The sequence below is a fragment of the Colwellia piezophila ATCC BAA-637 genome (assembly GCF_000378625.1).
Taxonomy (GTDB): domain Bacteria; phylum Pseudomonadota; class Gammaproteobacteria; order Enterobacterales; family Alteromonadaceae; genus Colwellia; species Colwellia piezophila.
This window is the reverse complement of sequence record NZ_KB905163.1, coordinates 18,658-37,399: the sequence shown is the minus strand read 5'-3', so window position 1 is coordinate 37,399 and position 18,742 is coordinate 18,658. Positions and strand designations below refer to the sequence as shown.

The 18,742-nt window shown below is 38.7% G+C and carries 16 protein-coding genes; 8 read left to right on the top strand and 8 right to left on the bottom strand.

Annotation, left to right across the window (positions count from 1 at the left end):
* Window positions 1-37 precede the first annotated feature (37 nt).
* Complete coding sequence (gene metE, locus F580_RS0107545) at window positions 38-2,347, top strand: 5-methyltetrahydropteroyltriglutamate--homocysteine S-methyltransferase (RefSeq protein WP_019027101.1); 2,310 nt, start codon at window positions 38-40, stop codon at window positions 2,345-2,347.
* 124 nt (window positions 2,348-2,471) lie between these two features.
* On the opposite strand, the gene F580_RS0107540 is transcribed toward metE, so the two are convergent.
* The 4 genes from F580_RS0107540 to F580_RS0107525 form a co-directional block, all read right to left on the bottom strand.
* On the bottom strand, window positions 2,472-3,002 hold the full coding sequence (locus F580_RS0107540) for a VOC family protein (RefSeq protein WP_019027100.1): 531 nt from the start codon (window positions 3,000-3,002) through the stop codon (window positions 2,472-2,474).
* A 193-nt stretch (window positions 3,003-3,195) separates the two neighbouring features.
* Window positions 3,196-4,056 carry a formyltetrahydrofolate deformylase gene (purU, locus tag F580_RS0107535; RefSeq protein ID WP_019027099.1) on the bottom strand — a complete coding sequence of 287 codons (861 nt, stop codon included), beginning with the start codon at window positions 4,054-4,056 and terminating at the stop codon, window positions 3,196-3,198.
* 128 nt (window positions 4,057-4,184) lie between these two features.
* Window positions 4,185-4,436 carry a VF530 family protein gene (locus tag F580_RS24160; protein WP_019027098.1) on the bottom strand — a complete coding sequence of 84 codons (252 nt, stop codon included), beginning with the start codon at window positions 4,434-4,436 and terminating at the stop codon, window positions 4,185-4,187.
* A 152-nt stretch (window positions 4,437-4,588) separates the two neighbouring features.
* Window positions 4,589-5,317, bottom strand: a complete 729-nt coding sequence (locus F580_RS0107525; protein ID WP_019027097.1) for a glutathione peroxidase — start codon at window positions 5,315-5,317, stop codon at window positions 4,589-4,591.
* Between the two features lie 297 nt (window positions 5,318-5,614).
* On the opposite strand from F580_RS0107525, the gene hutG reads away from it, so the two are divergent.
* On the top strand, window positions 5,615-6,403 hold the full coding sequence (gene hutG, locus F580_RS0107520; RefSeq protein WP_019027096.1) for an N-formylglutamate deformylase: 789 nt from the start codon (window positions 5,615-5,617) through the stop codon (window positions 6,401-6,403).
* 332 nt (window positions 6,404-6,735) lie between these two features.
* Window positions 6,736-8,145, top strand: coding sequence for a formimidoylglutamate deiminase (locus F580_RS0107515; RefSeq protein ID WP_019027095.1), 1,410 nt, complete (start codon window positions 6,736-6,738; stop codon window positions 8,143-8,145).
* 70 nt (window positions 8,146-8,215) lie between these two features.
* Here the strand turns inward: F580_RS0107515 and F580_RS0107510 are convergent, their stop codons facing one another.
* On the bottom strand, window positions 8,216-8,572 hold the full coding sequence (locus F580_RS0107510) for a hypothetical protein (protein ID WP_019027094.1): 357 nt from the start codon (window positions 8,570-8,572) through the stop codon (window positions 8,216-8,218).
* Between the two features lie 161 nt (window positions 8,573-8,733).
* Here F580_RS0107510 and ccoG point away from each other — a divergent pair, with 161 nt between their 5' ends.
* The 3 genes from ccoG to F580_RS0107495 all read left to right on the top strand — a co-directional run bounded on the left by ccoG (window position 8,734) and on the right by F580_RS0107495 (window position 11,907).
* Window positions 8,734-10,194, top strand: a complete 1,461-nt coding sequence (ccoG, locus tag F580_RS0107505) for a cytochrome c oxidase accessory protein CcoG (protein ID WP_019027093.1) — start codon at window positions 8,734-8,736, stop codon at window positions 10,192-10,194.
* Window positions 10,194-11,180 (top strand): serine/threonine protein kinase, encoded by a 987-nt coding sequence (locus tag F580_RS0107500; protein ID WP_019027092.1) that lies wholly within the window; start codon window positions 10,194-10,196, stop codon window positions 11,178-11,180. Before ccoG ends, F580_RS0107500 begins: the two co-directional genes overlap by 1 nt.
* 82 nt (window positions 11,181-11,262) lie before the next feature.
* Complete coding sequence (locus tag F580_RS0107495) at window positions 11,263-11,907, top strand: thiol:disulfide interchange protein DsbA/DsbL (RefSeq protein ID WP_019027091.1); 645 nt, start codon at window positions 11,263-11,265, stop codon at window positions 11,905-11,907.
* 169 nt (window positions 11,908-12,076) lie between these two features.
* Here the strand turns inward: F580_RS0107495 and F580_RS0107490 are convergent, their stop codons facing one another.
* From F580_RS0107490 to F580_RS0107480, 3 genes are all read right to left on the bottom strand, one after another.
* The gene (locus F580_RS0107490) at window positions 12,077-13,147 is read right to left on the bottom strand and encodes a trypsin-like peptidase domain-containing protein (RefSeq protein WP_019027090.1); all 1,071 of its coding nucleotides are present in this window, start codon (window positions 13,145-13,147) and stop codon (window positions 12,077-12,079) included.
* Between the two features lie 161 nt (window positions 13,148-13,308).
* Window positions 13,309-14,709, bottom strand: a complete 1,401-nt coding sequence (locus tag F580_RS0107485; protein WP_019027089.1) for a Do family serine endopeptidase — start codon at window positions 14,707-14,709, stop codon at window positions 13,309-13,311.
* A gap of 139 nt (window positions 14,710-14,848) precedes the next feature.
* Window positions 14,849-15,304 carry a Z-ring associated ZapG family protein gene (locus tag F580_RS0107480; protein ID WP_019027088.1) on the bottom strand — a complete coding sequence of 152 codons (456 nt, stop codon included), beginning with the start codon at window positions 15,302-15,304 and terminating at the stop codon, window positions 14,849-14,851.
* A 252-nt stretch (window positions 15,305-15,556) separates the two neighbouring features.
* Between F580_RS0107480 and zapE the strand changes: the two genes are divergently transcribed.
* Complete coding sequence (zapE, locus tag F580_RS0107475; protein ID WP_019027087.1) at window positions 15,557-16,672, top strand: cell division protein ZapE; 1,116 nt, start codon at window positions 15,557-15,559, stop codon at window positions 16,670-16,672.
* Between the two features lie 114 nt (window positions 16,673-16,786).
* A complete protein-coding gene (locus F580_RS0107470; RefSeq protein WP_040357071.1) occupies window positions 16,787-18,724 on the top strand; it encodes a putative bifunctional diguanylate cyclase/phosphodiesterase in 1,938 nt (645 codons plus the stop codon).
* Window positions 18,725-18,742: the final 18 nt, after the last annotated feature.

The window sequence follows — 18,742 nt, the reverse complement described above, 5'->3', positions numbered from 1 at the left end:
TAGATATTTATTGGTACTGATAATTTTTGGAGCAGAGATGCAAATTCACAATTTAGGTTTTCCACGTATAGGCGCAAAACGCGAATTAAAATTCTCATTAGAGAAGTACTGGCGTGGTGATTTATCAAAAACTGATTTTTTAACTGAGTGTAAAGACCGCCGTCAGGTTAACTGGCAGATACAGCAGCAGGCAGGTATTGAGTTATTACCTGTGGGTGATTTTGCTCATTATGATCATGTTCTTAATACCACACTATTACTTGGCTTAGCGCCTGAGCGCTTCTCTACCCATACAAGTAATAGCAAGCATACTCATAGTAAAAATGAACAGCGAAATACCCTTGATTTAGAATTTCGTATCGGTCGTGGCCAAGCACCATCAGGTTGTCAATGTGCCGCCAGTGATATGACTAAGTGGTTTAATACCAACTACCATTACATAGTGCCTGAGTTAAGTGCGGCGCTATTATCCCACGATACGCCGGTTAATACTGACAACTTACTTGCACATTTCAATGAAGCACAAACCATCACCGATAATCGTAAAGTCGTTTTACTTGGGCCAATTACTTACCTTTATTTAAGTGTTAGCGGCAATGAAGATAAATTAGCTTTATTACCGGCATTGTTAACACGCTATCAAACGGTGTTAACACAACTATCTGATGCTGGCGTTCAGTGGTTACAACTGGATGAACCCGTACTAGGACTAGAATTAGATCACCAGTGGCAACAAGCTTTTACTCAAGCTTATCAGCAACTCAAAAAAGGCCAACTGAAAGTATTACTAACTAGCTATTTTGCTTCAATTGACCATCATATAGCGTTAATTAAAGATTTAGCTTTTGATGGACTTCATATTGATACCATTGCCGAACAAAGTGATGTCGTCAGTATTATTGAACGCTTACCCAATGATTGGATTATTTCATTAGGTGTTATCAATGGTCGAAATGTTTGGAAAACAGATTTAGTGTCTGTTTATCAAAAGCTACAACCTTTATATAAAACCTTAGGTGCACGTTTATGGCTAGCACCGTCTTGTTCTTTATTACATTCGCCAGTGGATTTAGACCAAGAAAGTAAACTCGATAGTGAATTTAAATCATGGTTAGCCTTTGCTAAGCAAAAGTGTCAAGAATTGAGCTTGCTTAAAAGTGCCCTAGTTAATGATAACAGTGATGAAATTAGCCAATACTCGAATCCTGCTGTAGCGCGTCGCGTATCAAAACGTATTAATAATATAAAGGTACAACAAAGGGTTAGTACATTAACAGCAGTAGACTTCAGCCGAAAAGAAAGCTTTGAAGTACGTAAAGTCGCGCAACAAGCTGAGCTTAATTTACCACTTTTACCAACCACTACTATCGGCTCATTCCCACAAACTGGGGATATTCGTGAAACCCGTGCGAAATGGCGTAGAAGCGAGATCAATGACGAGCAATATACTAAGCTTATCCAAGACGAAATTCGTGACACCATTAAGCGTCAAGAAGAAATAGGCTTAGATGTTTTAGTACATGGGGAAGCTGAACGTAACGACATGGTCGAGTATTTTGGTGAATTACTTGAGGGTGTTGCTTTTACTCAGTTTGCTTGGGTGCAAAGTTATGGTTCACGTTGTGTTAAGCCGCCAATCATCTTTGGTGATATTAGCCGTAAAAAACCAATGACGGTTGAGTGGGCCAGTTTTGCTCAGTCATTAACCGACAAACCAGTAAAAGGCATGTTAACTGGCCCTATCACTATTTTATGTTGGTCGTTTGTTCGTGATGATTTATCACGTGAGCAAGTCGCAAAACAAATAGCCTTAGCAATTAGTGATGAGGTGGTTGATTTAATTGCTAGTGGCATACAAATTATTCAAATAGATGAGCCAGCGATTCGTGAAGGCATGCCTGTAAAACAAAGCCAATGGCAAACATACCTTGATTGGGCGACGGCATCATTTTGCTTATCAGCCGCTAAGGCGCCAGCAGCAACCCAAATTCACAGTCATATGTGTTATTCAGAGTTTAATGATATTTTACCCGCCATCGTTGCGCTTGATGCTGATGTATTAACAGTCGAAACCTCACGCTCGAATATGTCATTACTTGATGCTTTTGATAAGCAAGCCTATCCCAATGATTTAGGCCCAGGTGTGTATGATATTCATACCCCTAATGTACCCGAGGTTGATTGGATGGTGAATTTAATTGGCAAAGCACAAAAGCATATCCCGGTAGAGCGTTTATGGGTAAATCCAGACTGTGGTTTAAAAACACGTGGTTGGACTGAGACCAAATTAGCGTTAGAGAATATGGTCAATGCGGCGAAGCAATTACGTAAAGAATATCAAGCGTAGTGCTGGTATTCGTTAATCTCTTTAGCTAACGAAAAAGCCCCCTAGTGATAACTCGGGGGCTTTTTTAGTTTTAACTATCTGATATTCTGGCGGTAAAAAACAGCGGTGTTTTTAGCCGCTAAAATTAATCTTGTTCGTGTAACCAAGCCGCATGACGTGGTGCGCGTTTAGTCACTGACCATTCTTCAATCATGGCGTAAGCTACTCGGTTGAGTTCTTTAAATTGCTCTGCAGTGCCGGTATCGGTAGCAAGCTCTAGACGATGACCGTTTGGATCAAAGAAATAAATAGACTTAAACACACCATGGTTTACGGGCCCTAAAACGTCAACACCTTTACTTTCTAATTCTTCTTTCGCCATTACTAGCTCGTCATAACTCGCCACTCTTAAGGCAATATGTTGCACCCAAGTCGGAGTATTTTGATCTCTGTCCATGGCTGGTGAATTAGGCAGTTCAAAAAAGGCTAAGACATTTTCATTACCCGCATCAAGAAAAATATGCATATACGGGTCTGGCGCTTTAGTTGATGGCACTTCATTTTCTGCAATAGCCAGTACTAAGCCCATGTTTAGCTTATCTTGGTACCAATCAGTTGTTTCTTTGGCATCTTTGCAGCGATAGGCAACGTGATGAATTTTTTCAACATTAATCATGTATCAGACTTTTTATTAAAAGGGGTTATGAAGTAATTCTAATCTTAAATAGAACAATAAGGCTACTTTTAGCCTTATTTAGTGAAAGGTTGTACGTCAGGGGGAGTTGACGGCTGTAAGAAAATACTTACAGTCTGAGTGGTAATAGACCTTTCGACAACGTTAAAATCCCGTCTATACAGTAAAGTCAAACTCAAGCCAAAATCACTGTTTTATCGCCATTTATACAAACACGTTGTTCTGCATGAACCCTTACTGCGTGACTCAATGCGGTGGCTTCTAAGTCATGACCCATATGTACCATCTGCTCTATGGTGAAAGTGTGATTAATGGGCTTTACTTCCTGCGCTATGATAGGCCCTTCATCAAGATTAGCGGTAACGTAATGCGCGGTAGCACCAATGACTTTAACGCCGCGGGCATGGGCTTGATGATAAGGGCGAGCGCCTTTAAAACTAGGTAAAAAGGAGTGGTGAATATTAATGGCTTTACCTTGCAGTTGCTGACATAAACTATCAGACAGTATTTGCATATAACGCGCTAATACTAATAAATCTACCTTGAGCTCTGTCATTAACTGACTAATTTTCGCTTCTTGTATTGCCTTAGTTTTCTTATTTACCGGTAAATAATAAAAGGGAATATTATGCCACTCACTTAACGACTGGCAATTTTGATGATTCGAAACAACGCCGACGATATTGATCGGTAATACCCCTGACTTCCACTTAGTTAACAAAGAGACTAAGCAGTGATCGTCTTTGGATACGGCAATTAAAACATTAGGCACGTCATCTCGCTTGCGCAATTGATAGCGCATCTCAAGTGGCTTTGCTAATTCATTTAAGGCGTTAATAAACTCACGGCTAGAAACGGTTAAATTACGATCATCAAAAGCAATACGTGAAAAAAAGGTTTCACTATAAGGGTCACTGTATTGTGAAGTTTCGGTAATAAAAGCACCCAGTGAGAACAGGCTTTGCGATACTTTGGCTAAAACACCTGAATTGTCAGGACATTGCCAAGTTAAAATATAATGCGTGGCTAAAGACATAATTACCTAATTTCTGATGAGTATTAGCCCATCATTAGGTATTTATCGGTCTATTGCCAGTGCTTTAATAGCTTGTTTGGCAATATCTTAGAGAGTAAATAGTCAGCTAAGCGAGGGGATTTATCGGACTAGTTCAGATCATCTGCTTCAAATGAATTTTGAATTCTAATTTTATTTTTAAGGTAAAGCTGCTCAACCTTTTCTCTAGCCCAGGGGGTTTTACGCAGAAATTTTAATGTTGATTGAATACTTGGGTTATCAGTGAAACATTTAATTTTGATTGTTTTACCTAAGGTTTCAAAACCAAAGTAGGCTTCTAGTTCAGTAACTATGGTCTTTAGCGTTAGACCATGAAGAGGGTTGTATGGCTGGTTATCCATTTTTAATTCCAATAAGTAACATCTGTACTAGTTGTTGAGCACCAGCAGTCGGATGTAAACAAAAAAACACAATAACGACAGTATATCATTATTGTGTTTTTATTGGGGCTTGCTGGCTTTGAGGTTTAAGCCGTAAAGCAAGCAAAGGGCGACTAGCTAAAGTACTTGGTTAACTCATCATTGCCACCAATGAGTTTACCGTCAATAAATATTTGCGGGGTAGTATCGGCTTTGGTAATAGCGCGCATAGCGGTAATACTAGTATCTTCACCTAAGATCATCTCTTCATACTGTAAGCCTTTTTCAGCTAAAAGTGCTTTTGTTTTGGCGCAATGTGAACAGCCATGTTTAGTAAAAATGGCTATTTCAGTTTTTTGTACCGCCGCTGGGTTAATAAAATTAAGCATGGTATCAGCATCAGATACTTCAAACGGGTCGCCTGGTAAATCAGCTTCAATAAACATTTTTTCAACAATGCCATTTTTAACTAACATGGCATAACGCCAGCTACGCTTGCCAAAGCCAATTTCAGATTTATCAACTAACAAACCCATACCTTGAGTGAAATCACCATTTCCATCGGGAATAAAGCTTATGTTGTCGGCATCTTGGTCTTTTGCCCAAGCATTCATAACAAAGGTGTCGTTTACTGAGATACAAACAATTTCGTCAACGCCGTTGGCAAAAAACTTAGCGGCTAATTCGTTATAGCGTGGTAAATGAGAAGATGAACACGTTGGCGTGAATGCGCCGGGTAATGAAAAAACTACCACCGTTTTGTTGGCAAAAATATCTTCGCTGCTGCGTGCACTCCATGTGTCATTAGCTATGATTGGAAAAGTGACTGCGGGGACTTTTTGACCGGTAATATCGTTAAACATAATGAAATCCTTTATTGGGTGATTGTATTCTTATTTTCGAGTTGCTATATGAGGTAACTCGTTAAGATGCCGCTATTATGATAGCTCAACTTTGTTTAGTAAAACTCATTAAATCTATCATTACAATAGGTAAAACCTATTTAGAAAGGAAGTGAATTGTCAATTACAGACTAGGGTCAAAGTAAGCGAGTCAAAAGAATTCCATCTATCCTTGCTCAGACTCACTAACGCATGATAAATTAGTGGTAATTAAGTTGTATATACAATTACATCGGTAGCCAATTTTTAGGGGATAATATGAATACAAGTTATGATTTGGTCACGGGCAACATTGGTATGTTAATTAGCATGCCACATAATGGTCAATCAATCCCTGATGGTATAATAAATACCATGACCAATACCGGTCATCAGGTTCCAGATACTGACTGGTATATGGATAAGCTCTATGATTTTGCCCAAGATCTTGGTATCTCGGTTATTAAGCCTAAATACAGTCGTTACGTTATCGATTTAAACCGAAATATTGATGGCGTAAATTTGTATCCAGGCGCCAATAGTACCGAGCTTTGTCCGACGACAGCTTTTGATTTGTCGCCTTTATATAAAACTGGCCAAGAGCCTAATGAAGCTGAAATACAACGAAGAATTGAGCTTTACTGGCAACCGTATCACCAAGCATTAAATGATACCTTAGCTAAGATGAAGGCGCAGTACGGCAAGGTTGTTTTATTAGATGCTCACTCTATTTTGTCAAAAGTGCCACGTTTCTTTGAAGGACAACTACCTGACTTTAATTTTGGTAGTGCTAATGGTGAAAGCTGTAGTGCTGAGCTAATTAACAAAATTGAACAGCTTGATTTATCACCTTATTCAACTGTAATTAATGGGCGCTTTAAGGGCGGGTACATCACCCGAGGTTACGGCAATCCTAAAGAAAGCATCCATGCGGTGCAGTTAGAATTATCACAACATACTTATATGGATGAACCTAGCGACCATTACAATGAACAAAAAGCAGCGCTAGTCAAAGAGAAATTACAGCAATTTGTCCAGTGCTTAGCTGATTTCACCCAAGAAAAGTGATGTAAAAGTAATAATAGCTGAGTGAATTTAGCAACAATATTAATAGAGAACTTTATACCAATTTGATTAAATTTCTTCCCAACTCAGAGCTGTACTCAATGTTCAATAACAAGGCGAATTTGTTTAGGTCTAGTCATTCTAAACCACATAAATTTAACGATGTTAGTGGTCATTGAGTAAGCTCCCATAGGGCGAGTTTAAAGGGTTCATATGCGGCGTTATTGATTTTGACAAGGGAATAACCATTCTCTTCAATCAATGCCTTGCCTCTAAACCCTTTAACTCTCGCTGAGTGGGAAAGAACTTAATCAACTTGGTATTAGTGGAGCAATATGAAACTATACGCAGAAAATATTTTATTAAAAGATGGTTGGGCAACTGACCAAACCCTCACTATTGAACAAGGTGTTATTACGGCCATTGAAGCGGGCATGATTGTCGGTGCAGAAGTTGCGAAAGGCGCGGTAATTCCCGGTATGGTTAATTGTCATTCACACGCATTTCAACGGGCTTTTGCCGGTTTTAGTGAACAAGGCAGTGAAGGGCAAGACAGTTTTTGGACATGGCGGAAGATCATGTATCAATTCTTAGCGCAACTAACCGAAGTAGATGCTAAAAACATTGCGAAACAACTCTATATTGAAATGCTAAAAATGGGCTATACCCGAGTAGCTGAATTTCATTATTTACATCATGATATTGATGGCAGTACCTATGGGGCTAACACTTCTGAAGGCTCATTATCAAATGGCAAGTCAGCAAGTTTAGCAACTATGGCACAAGCTATTTTTGATGCAGCCAAAGAATCAGGTATAGGCTTAACCTTATTGCCAGTGCTTTATCAGCACAGTGGCTTTGGTGAGCAGGCGCCGAGTGATGGTCAAAAACGTTTTATTAATTCTACTGAGCAATTTAATCAGTTAGTCAGCGATTGTTTCATTTTGAGTGAGCAATATTCAAATACCAATGTAGGTATTGCGCCGCATTCGTTACGTGCAGTAGATAAAACCTCACTCACCAGTGCCGTAGCGCATGTACGCAGTTTAGATAACCAAGCGCCAATCCATATTCATATTAGTGAGCAGCAAAAAGAAGTTGATGACTGCTTAGCGCATTACGGTAAAAGACCGGTGCAGTGGTTACTAGATAACGCTGAGCTTGATAAACATTGGTGTCTTATTCATGCCACCCATATTGATGAAGCAGAACGAAAAGGCATTATTGCTAAACAAGCTATCGCCGGTATTTGCCCGACGACTGAAGCTAATTTGGGTGATGGTATTTTCCCAACAACAGAGTTTATGGCTGAAAACGGCACTATTGCCATTGGCTCTGATAGCCATATTTCAGTAAACCCCATTGAAGAGTTACGTTGGCTTGAATATGCACAACGTTTAACAAAGCAACAACGCGCAATTCTAGCGACATCAGAGCAAGTGTCAGTTGGTCAAAATTTATGGCAGCAAGCAGCGAGAGGTGGCGCACAAAGTACCAATAGCAATACCGGTTATTTAGCTATTGGTAAACAAGCTGACTTATTAGTACTCGATAGTGATAAAACTAAGTTGTTCGCCAACGATAACCAACACTTACTCGATAGTGTTATTTTTGCCAGTCAGCAAAATCCGATTGCGGATGTGATGGTTAATGGCCAGTGGCAGATAAAAGCTCAACAACATGTAGATCAAGTGCAAGCGAGCGATAATTTCGCGACACTTTTAGCAAGATTGTCTGCTAGCTAGTATTGTCGGGAATAGGTACATTAACCTTACTGTAAGCTTGAAAGTAAGGTTAATGTTAAAGCAGCTAGTGCTAAAGCAGGTTAGCGTAGCGACTGATTACCCCGCAAACCTTTTTTTGGTTGGTGATATGAAAAACTATATCACGCTGTTCAGTTTTGCAAATTGAAAAATAATACTCTTTAACTACGTGTCTTGATGAGGTGATAACTTTTAATCGCTCGATTTCTTTCTCGGAAAAACTTCCTAATTCTGACTCTAAATCAGTGTAAACTTTATCGGCTTTTAAGCGTACTTTGGTATCGCTAAACTCAGAGAATCCCTCAAGTAAAACTTGTTTACCGTCGTTATATAACGCTGTCACTTCTTCATTAGGATAAAAATGTAAGTAGAGTGCAGCTGCAACGATTAAGATCAATAAATGCTTCATAATATGTCATATAATTAGTTTGGTGAGTCGATTTTATCTTAATTCCCTCACTAAGGTAATAAAATATTAGCTATTGTGTGTTTTTGTTAATAAAATTAATGTTCTTTTAAGGCTAACAACAAGTTCGTTAGTCGTATTTACCCGCTTACCAAGGATTTCTCGTGATAGAAAACGACCCTTCTTCCTCTACGCCTAAAAAAAACAAGGCGGTTGAACAATATATCCCTATAAAAAATGTCAAAATTCATGGCAATAAAAATACGGGAAAAGAGCGTTATAAGCCAGGTGATCAAATTTATGTGCGTAAAGTGTCCGGCTTTTTCCAAAAGTTAAGACAACGTATGAATCTAGTTTATTTTGCCTTCTTTTTACTGCTGCCTTGGTTACAGTTTAATGGTCACCAAGCAGTATTGTTTGATATTAGTGAGCAACGCTTTACCCTATGGAGTCTGACGTTATGGCCACAAGATTTAACGCTACTGGCATGGTTTAGTATCTTTGGCGCATTTTTACTGTTCTTTGTTACTACATTTATTGGACGAGTATGGTGTGGCTACATGTGCCCGCAAACCGTGTGGACTTTCATCTTTATTTGGTTTGAAGAGAAAATTGAAGGTACCGCCAATCAGCGGAGAAAGTTGGATGAGCAAGAATTTAATAGTAATAAAATCATCCGGAAAACCTTAAAACACGCGGCTTGGTTATTATTCTCACTCTATACGGCAATGACTTTTGCCGGCTATTTCTCGCCGATGCAAGACTTGTTTGTTGATGTATTTACCATTAATACTAGTATGACAATGGCGGTGATTTTAGCCTTTTTTACTTTCGCTACTTACGGCAATGCTGGTTGGATGCGAGAAACTGTGTGTTTACACATGTGCCCTTATGCACGTTTTCAATCAGCCATGTTTGATAAAGATACCGTAACGGTTACTTATGACAGTAAACGTGGCGAAAGTAGAGGAGCCAGGGGTCGTAAAGACGACCACAAAGCCATGGGGCTTGGCGATTGTATTGACTGTAACCTTTGTGTCGAGGTTTGCCCAACTGGTATCGATATTCGTAATGGCTTACAGTATGAATGTATCAACTGTGGTGCTTGTGTTGATGCTTGTGATGGCGTTATGGACAAGATGAATTATGAACCAGGGCTTATTCGCTATACCACAGAGCATGAATTACAAGGTAAAAAAGTACACTTTGTTCGCTCTAAGCTCATTGGTTATGCGGTATTACTGGTTATTATGAGTACAATGTTAGTGCTTGAAATCGTTAATAGGGTACCGTTATCTTTAGATATCATTCGCGATCGCACTGAATTATCGAAAGAGAACTTTAATGGTGATATTGAGAATGTCTTTACCTTAAAAATCCTTAATATGTCGCAAACGAACAATACCTATAAACTTTCTGTTAAAGGTATTGAAAATACAACATGGCATGGAAAGCAAGAAGTGACGGTAAAGGCGGCGACGGTTTATACCTTACCTATTAGTATTTCTGTGGACCCTTATGAATTGGAAAGCTATATGAATAATATTATTTTTACCGTTGAACAAATTGCACCGGAAGGTGAGGCTAAAATAGAGAAAGAAAGCCGATTTTTTAATAAACGCTAATGGCATCATTTGATTTTAGTGCCTTGTCACCAGATTTAATTATTGACGCCCTAGAAAGTGCCGGTTTTACTGTTGATAGTGGTTTACTAGCGCTTAATAGCTATGAAAATCGTGTCTATCAATTTCATGATGATAACTTAGTAAAATACGTCACTAAGTTTTATCGACCACAGCGTTGGCAGCTAAAGAATATTCACGAAGAGCATGAATTTTCCTTTGAACTGGAAGAGCACGAATTGCCTATTGTTGCGCCGTTGAAGATTAATGGCCGAAGCTTGTTTGAGTACCAAGGTTACCATTTTGCGGTCTTCCCTTGTCGAGGTGGCCGGATCTTTGAAGTGGATAATCTCAATCAATTAGAGTGGATGGGCCGTTTTATTGCTCGTATTCATGCGGTATCGTCACAAAAGGACTTTAAGCACAGGCCAAACTTTAATACCGATGAATTACTGTACCAAGCACGTGAAAGTATCATTGCCTCTAACTATGTGCCGAAAGGCTTAATAACGCCATTTTTTACCATTTTGGATCAAGTGATTGACGTTGCCGCCAAGCAGTATCTACCCGCGAAACATACTAAACAGATTCGCTTACATGGCGATTGTCATGCCGGCAATATTTTATGGCGTGATGAAGGGCCGCACTTTGTTGATCTAGATGATTGTCGCACCGGTCCAGCTATACAAGACCTATGGATGATGCTATCAGGTGACAGGCAACAGCAGTTGTTACAGCTTGATACATTATTAATGGGCTATGAAGAGTTCTTTACGTTTGAAAGTGACCAGCTAATCTTGATAGAATCATTAAGAACTATGCGACTAGTTAATTATATGGCATGGTTATGCAAACGTTGGCAAGATCCTGCTTTTCCGCAAAATTTTCCTTGGTTCAATACTGAGAAATATTGGGAACAGCAAATATTAATGCTTAAAGAGCAAATGTCTGCATTGCAACAGCCGCCGTTAAGTTTACAAAATTTTTAACCCAAGTAGCTAATATAAATAACTAATTTAAGTTATTTATAGTAGTTACTGTAATTGGGCCATTTTACTTTAGGAAATAATAATGAATAAAATACTTAAATCTCTTTTGCTAATGCCTCTGTTAGCTTTATCTGTCGGCGCTTCTGCTGCGCAATACACTGAAGGCGAGCACTATACTAAAGTAAGTGAAAAGGTGAGCAATAAGAAAGAAGTCAGAGAATACTTCTCGGTTTATTGTCCTGCTTGTAAGAATTTTGAACCGGTGATGCATGGCCTGAAAAAATCTTTACCTTCGGGGGTTCCATTTAAACGTAACCATGTTGATTTTCTTCGTGGTGCTAGCCCTAAGATCCAACAAATGCTCACTAAGGCAATCGTTGCTGCTGGTCAACTTGGCAATGAAGATAAGCTAATTGGTGCTCTTTTTAATTATCTTCAAGTACAAAAAGCGGTAATCACCTCAGAAAAAGATATCCGCAATATCTTTGTCTTAAATGGCGCTGATGGTGATAAGTTCGATAAATTAATGAAAAGCTTTGGTGTTATTTCACAAGCAAATTCAATGAAGAAAAGCCAAGAAACGATGAGTGCAAAACGTGCTTTAACGGGTGTGCCATCAGTATTTGTGAATGGTAAATACCGTATTAATGCAAATAAATTAGATCGTAAAAACTTTGATAAAGATTATCAAAACTTAGTAAAGTACTTACTTGAATTAGACTCATAAGCACTTAGCTAAGGGTGTTTTTACTTAGTAAAGGTAATAGTAACGCGTGTTAATGTTTATTTAATATTAGCTAGTATCTAACGAATACCTAACTAATACCTTATATATAAAAGGCAGACGGTAGTTAATACCGTCTGCCTTTTTTGTGTCTTGAGAAAAAAGTTAAAACTTAATTATTTAGCTCTATAATTTTTACTCGCCTTTCAATCGCATTACCTTGTCGATAAATTTTAAAGCTAAGTTCGGTATTTGGCTCTGTTTCAGCAATGATATCCAGGGCGTGAGTTACGCTTTTAATTGACTCGTTATCAATCTGATAAACTATATCACCTATTTGGATACCAGCAGCTTGTGCTGGGCTATTATCCATCACTTCATCAACAACAAAGCCTTTTAATTCTCTATGGTAATTTTTGGTGGAAATACCCAACCAGCCACGTACTACTTTGCCATTTTCAATAATTTGACGCATGACCTTAAAAGCCAATTGATAAGGTACAGCGAAGAAAATACCTTGGATGGTCAATTGCGGATTTGACTGAGTAAATTTTCTTGAATTGATACCGACCAAAATACCGTTACTGTTGATCAGTGCACCGCCTGAATTACCCTCATTGATGGCAGCATCCATTTGTAAAAACTCTAAATAACTGGTGTTACTCAGCCCATTTCGACCCGTGGCACTAATTATGCCTTGAGTAACGGTTTGCCCTAAATTTAATGGGTTACCAATCGCGAGTACAATATCACCGACTAATGAGGTTTGTTGCTCTTTTTGCGGAATGACCGGTAAATTACTGGCATCAACTTTTAAAACGGCCAAATCAGTATAATGATCAAAGCCTATTAATTCAGCCGGATAGACTTGACCACTTTGTAGTAGTACTTGGATAAGATCTGCTTGGCGAATGACGTGCAGATTAGTCAAAATATAGCCATGGCTATCCATTATTACCCCGGAGCCTAAACGGGTGCTTTTACGGGCTTTTCGGCCATATTGAGGGTTAACTTCAATTTGTTCCGAGTAGATGTTAACAACCGCAGGGCTGGAGATACTAACGGCTTTAGCAAATGATAACGGTGCTTGTTGTGCTTGGCTGCCCTTAAATAGACTGCTCACTAAACTGGTTTCATTTAAGCCAGGTACAATACCCGGGATAAGTAGTAATAAAACTAAGGCCAGTAACACGCCGTAACTGATTGCTGTCAGGGTATATTTTATTGAAGAGATGATTTTCAAAGGCTATCTTATGTTGTTTTGCACCAATAATTTCAGTGTAACATAAAAAAAGCTGATGAGACTGAGTTCGACTTTATACTAAGGTCTTATCAATTTAATCAGCTTACAGTTTGCTTGAGTATTTATTATTTAATTGTTACTCATGTTTTATTGAACAGTATTTAACGAATCATGATGTACTGAGCATGATTATCACGCACAATATTTAAGGCTAATACACCGGTCTTACCTTTAAGGTAATCACGTAGTTGCGCGATATCCTCAATACGACTGCGGTTAACGCCGGTGATAATGTCACCTGCTTGTAAACCGGCCATTTGTGCAGGGGAACCCTCGGCAACTTGCTCTATAATTACAGTTTTGTTTTTAGTGTCATTATCCAGCTGAGCGCCATCTAACATACGGTGAATACTGGCAGCGCTAATATCAGCACTTTGATCTTGCTTTAATTTCACCGTGAAGACTTCTTCTTCACCATCTCTTATTATCGTTAAGGTAACTTTTTTATTTGCGCCAATTGAACCAATCTTAGCGCGTAACTCTAAGAAGCTTTTAATCGCTTTACCATTCATAGCGACAATGACATCGCCGGCTTTAATACCTGCTTCATCAGCGGCAGAATCTGGCATTACTTGTTCAATAAAGCCACCTTGACTAACCTCAAGCTCCATCGCTTTGGCTATCTCGCTGTTAACACTGCGACCAGATACGCCAAGAATGCCACGATGTACTTCGCCAAATTCAATAATTTGCTGCACTAGGTTGTGCATCATATTACTGGGGATAGCAAAGCCAATGCCGACATTACCGCCACCTGGGCCAATAATGGCAGTATTGATACCAATTAATTCACCGCGTAAATTAACCAAAGCGCCACCAGAGTTACCACTATTGATGGCCGCATCGGTTTGAATGAAATCTTCATAGTGTTCAATATTTAAATTAGTACGCCCTAACGCACTGACAATGCCTGACGTTACGGTTTGCCCCAAGCCAAATGGACTACCAATAGCCACGGCGAAATCACCAACGCGCAGTTTATCTGAGTCAGCGAGTTTAATGTCTCTTAAGTTGTCTGGCTCAATTTGTAGTAAGGCAATATCACTTTTGGCATCGCTGCCTAATTTCTTTGCTTCTAACTGGCGACCATCCTTTAAGGTGATCATGATCTTGTCAGCATTTTCGATGACATGATTATTGGTAACAATATAACCTTTCTCACTATCAATTATGACACCTGAGCCTAAACCACGAAATGCTCGTTCTTGCGCGGGCCCTTGGCCTTTATTACCGAAGAAAAATTGAAAAGCCTCGGGCACGTTTTGTTGCGCTACTTTATGAGTACCGACGACAGAAATACTGACAACGGCAGGGGTGGCATGCTCCAACATAGGAGCCAAACTTGGCATTAAATGACCATCAACTTGGCTTGGCAAATGTGCTAGTACCGGGGCGCTAGTTAACGCAAGAGTTGATGAGAGTATGGCTGCGCTGATAACAACAGATAATTTAGCGTAGGTAGATGATTTGCTGCGCTGGGATAGTTTAGATGAGTTTTTCATATTTAAGAGTGCTCCGAGATTTATTGTTATATCAATAAAAAATACCAATAAAAAAAGTTAACCCGTATCTGTTAACTTTTATAATTACTCCAAAATAGACTGAATTAAAATACTTTAGTTCAGTGTTTTTTATGTCATTTTACTCTGCAGTTGTAAGTTTTTGTTGCTGACCATCGAATAAGCCACTTTGCTCATTTGAATAGTCAAGCGGGGGCTCGGTTACGTTGGTAGCTGTTTCTACATGACGTTTTTGGTGCCGTAATGTCGCTGTTTGTGCTAGTTGCTGCTGAGTTTCGGCAGAGAAGAATGGCATGCCATCAACTTCAACGGTAGTGGCTCTTTGTAACAATTGAGTACTCTCTTGCATCTGTTTCATTGCTGTTTGGCAAGTACTGTTCATTTGTTCCAGTAAGTTGGCAGAAGTTGATAAATGATCGGCAACATCAAGCTTGTATTGATCCAATGCGGCTTCGCTTTTGGTAACTTGCTCCGCTAATTTACGTTGCTCTTGGCTGCTGCTAGAAAGAAGGCGTGTTGCAAAAAATCCAGCGATACCGCCGATGATAAAAATGACTAGAGCTATTACTACATTCATAGGGTTTACCTTACATTGTATTTAGAAATTAAACTGTTGGGTATATACCCGTTATCAATCAAGATGCAGGTTTCAGAGTGCTTGAGCAATTTCAATTCAAGGCACTTTGAATGGAAACGGGTATTAATATAACGCCGAGATAGATTATACTATCATCAAAACAATTTACTAAGTTAGAATATCGTAGTAAAAAATTATTTTTCAAGTGCATGTTCACCAATAAAGTTACGTTTTAAATAACATAGGCTCTCAATGATAAAACTCTCACCTATTGATAAGTATAAACAAGATTTAACCCGGGATGATTTTTTTTTCGATGCGGCACAAGAAAATGCTGTTATGCATCTGCAACGTTTATATGACGATTTACAAAGTAAACCTTTAGCGGTTTCAGGTTTTAAAAAAGTACTGAATCGCTGGAAAAAAATATATAAGAAGCAAGAAGTAAAACCGGTTAAAGGTTTGTATTTTTGGGGCGGTGTCGGGCGGGGTAAAACCTACTTAGTGGATACTTTTTTTGAAAGTTTACCGTTTGATAATAAAATGCGGGTGCACTTTCATCGCTTTATGCACAGAGTTCATCAAGAGTTAAAAACGCTTACGGGGCAATCTGATCCACTTAAATTGATCGCGAAAAAATTCGCTGACGAAACACAGATAATTTGTTTTGATGAGTTTTTTGTCTCCGACATTACCGATGCTATGATTCTTGGCACTTTATTTGAAGAGTTATTTGCTCACAATGTAACCTTGGTGGCGACCTCTAATATAATTCCAGATGAACTGTATCGAAATGGCTTACAACGAGAGCGATTTTTACCGGCGATAAGGCTGATAAACGAGCATACCCTGATTGTTAATGTTGATAGCGGTGTTGATTATCGGTTAAGAACGTTAGAGCAGGCAGAAATATTTCATTATCCACTGGATGCGCAAGCAGATGAAAATTTAAGCCACTACTTTAAGCAATTATCACCCGATGAAGGTAAAGCTGGGCAATCTATCGAGATTAATCACCGTCAATTAGAAACTGTGTTGGTCAGTGATGGTGTGGTCTATTTTGACTTCTCAGTGCTGTGTGAAAGTGCCCGTAGCCAAGGTGATTACATGGAAATAAGTCAACTGTATAACACCGTATTAATGGCTAATGTTAAAAAGATGGGACCAGACACCGATGATACTACTCGCCGCTTTATTGCTTTGGTGGATGAGTTTTACGAACGTAATGTTAAATTAATTATGTCAGCTGAACTTGCTTTAGAAGACTTGTATAGCGGCGGGCGTTTAGCCTTTGAATTTAAACGTTGTTTGAGCCGTCTACAAGAGATGCAATCACACGACTATTTAGCGAGTGAGCACTTGCCTTAATATTGGATGAAATTTAATTAAAGTTTGCTTTTATTGTTTTTATTGGTTTTATTATGGATTGTTTTCGAGTTAATTCGTGATATATATTATAGTTTCTCATTGTCGGGTTTAGTTATGGAAAGTCATCAAGCGTCAACATGGAAGTTAAATACACTTTTTGTTTCAGTGTTTTTACTCTTAGTTTACTTACTCCTCATTACTTCTATGGCAAAAAATCCCGCTAAGTTATCTGATAATAATGAAATTATTACCGTTAACAAAACGGAACTAGTTAACTTGACTCGTTTTGATAAATTAATGTCAACCGTGCTGCTGATGCCGAAAAGTTACTTATATCAAGGTGAAATATTTATAACCTTAGAAGAAAAAGCAACTGAAATTAGGGTATTACCCTTTGAAAATCTTTTAATCTCCTCGTTTATTGATATAGCCATTCCGGTAACGGCTTTACTTCTGATGGCACTGACTTCAGTTGTGGTTAATGCCCTTTATTACCACAAAAATATGATTAAAAAAATCACCCCGCTTTGTCATAAAGTTGATGGTATTATTTCTACTTATCAATTAGATAGTAGTGTAAATGAAAATTCAGCCAATCTACATTCTCTTACCAATTCATTGAATTATTTGCAAAAGATAAGTGAGGAATACCAACTTAAAGCGGAAGAGTATAATTTCTGTGACAAGCTAACCAAACTTGTCGATCGTTATCATTTTTTAGATCATATTAATAAGCAACTTATCATTTCGAAGAAAAAAGGCATAAAAAGTGCCTTGCTTTTTATTGATCTTGACGGCTTTAAATCGGTTAATGACTCTTATGGGCATTCTTTTGGTGATGAAGTGTTAATTCAGGTTGCCGAGCGATTAAAGTCTATTGTGCGTCGTAAAAAACTTAATTTTAAACAGGATGATAGTGTACTAGAGTACAATTTATCACGCTTAGGTGGTGATGAATTTACTATGTTTATTAGAGAGTTAGAAAGCCCTGAACAATCGATTGGTGTTGCTATTGATGTACTTAAAGAGTTAGAGAGGGATTTTATTTTAGGGACTAAAATAATCAAAATTAGCGCAAGTATTGGCATTGCGATATACCCAGATAGCGCAGCGACGCCTTATGCACTTATACAAATGGCCGATGTTGCTATGTATCGCGCTAAAACGGACGGTCGTGGCGTTTATCGCATTTATTCTCCTGAAATGGGCGCTAGTATGCGTCGTTACCATTACTTACTCGATGAAATGCGTGCGGCCATCGATTCGAAAAACTTCTTTTTAACCTTTCAGCCGGTCATTGATATTGATGATTATGGCATAATTTATTTTGAAGCCTTAGTTCGTTGGCAGCATCCTGTTGAAGGTACCATTACCCCCGATGAGTTCATTCCCATTGCAGAAAGTTCTAATTTAATTCTCGAGTTAGGCGATTGGATTCTTGATGAGGCTTGTCGTCAAATGTCGGCTTGGTATAACGCGGGCATGAGAAATGCACGTATTTCAGTCAATCTTTCAGCAATTCAGCTAAAACATAAACCTTTAGATGATTGGATTTTTGAGAGCCTTGAGAAAGCGGGCTTGCCGCCACGTTCATTGATGTTGGAAATTACGGAAAGTTGTTTTATTGACGCTTCCGATAAATTATTTACTATGTTGGAAAACCTGCGCGCTAAAGGGGTTTTGATAGCCATCGACGATTTTGGTACCGGTTTTAGCTCATTATCAATTTTAGCTAACTTACCTGTAGATGTATTAAAAATCGATAAGATTTTTGTTTCTGAAGCGATGAATAATAGTAAGTACAATAAAATATTGCACTCGATTGTAGATATGGCAAAAAAGCTTGATTTGAATATAGTTGCTGAAGGTATTGAGCAAGTGGAGCAATTAGAAATGCTAAGGTCTTTAGGTGTCCAGCATATTCAAGGCTTCCTAGTTAGCCGGCCTCAGCGCTCTAACTATGTTGGTAAGAAAATATTTGAACAAGGCGTTAATCATATGGCGCATACAGGAACCAGCCAGTGGGCACCACAGGTTAACGATCTTAACTAAATAATCTACTTATGCAGC

What these genes read in the sequence shown, in the direction of transcription:
- hutG (WP_019027096.1), top strand. Translation starts at nt 5,615, where the DNA reads ATGAATACAAGTTATGATTTGGTCACGGGCAACATTGGTATGTTAATT.
- metE (WP_019027101.1), top strand. Translation starts at nt 38, where the DNA reads ATGCAAATTCACAATTTAGGTTTTCCACGTATAGGCGCAAAACGCGAA.
- F580_RS0107480 (WP_019027088.1), bottom strand. Translation starts at nt 15,304, where the DNA reads ATGAATGTAGTAATAGCTCTAGTCATTTTTATCATCGGCGGTATCGCT.
- F580_RS24160 (WP_019027098.1), bottom strand. Translation starts at nt 4,436, where the DNA reads ATGGATAACCAGCCATACAACCCTCTTCATGGTCTAACGCTAAAGACC.
- F580_RS0107470 (WP_040357071.1), top strand. Translation starts at nt 16,787, where the DNA reads ATGGAAAGTCATCAAGCGTCAACATGGAAGTTAAATACACTTTTTGTT.
- F580_RS0107500 (WP_019027092.1), top strand. Translation starts at nt 10,194, where the DNA reads ATGGCATCATTTGATTTTAGTGCCTTGTCACCAGATTTAATTATTGAC.
- F580_RS0107525 (WP_019027097.1), bottom strand. Translation starts at nt 5,317, where the DNA reads ATGTTTAACGATATTACCGGTCAAAAAGTCCCCGCAGTCACTTTTCCA.
- zapE (WP_019027087.1), top strand. Translation starts at nt 15,557, where the DNA reads ATGATAAAACTCTCACCTATTGATAAGTATAAACAAGATTTAACCCGG.
- F580_RS0107515 (WP_019027095.1), top strand. Translation starts at nt 6,736, where the DNA reads ATGAAACTATACGCAGAAAATATTTTATTAAAAGATGGTTGGGCAACT.
- purU (WP_019027099.1), bottom strand. Translation starts at nt 4,056, where the DNA reads ATGTCTTTAGCCACGCATTATATTTTAACTTGGCAATGTCCTGACAAT.
- F580_RS0107510 (WP_019027094.1), bottom strand. Translation starts at nt 8,572, where the DNA reads ATGAAGCATTTATTGATCTTAATCGTTGCAGCTGCACTCTACTTACAT.
- F580_RS0107485 (WP_019027089.1), bottom strand. Translation starts at nt 14,709, where the DNA reads ATGAAAAACTCATCTAAACTATCCCAGCGCAGCAAATCATCTACCTAC.
- F580_RS0107495 (WP_019027091.1), top strand. Translation starts at nt 11,263, where the DNA reads ATGAATAAAATACTTAAATCTCTTTTGCTAATGCCTCTGTTAGCTTTA.
- F580_RS0107540 (WP_019027100.1), bottom strand. Translation starts at nt 3,002, where the DNA reads ATGATTAATGTTGAAAAAATTCATCACGTTGCCTATCGCTGCAAAGAT.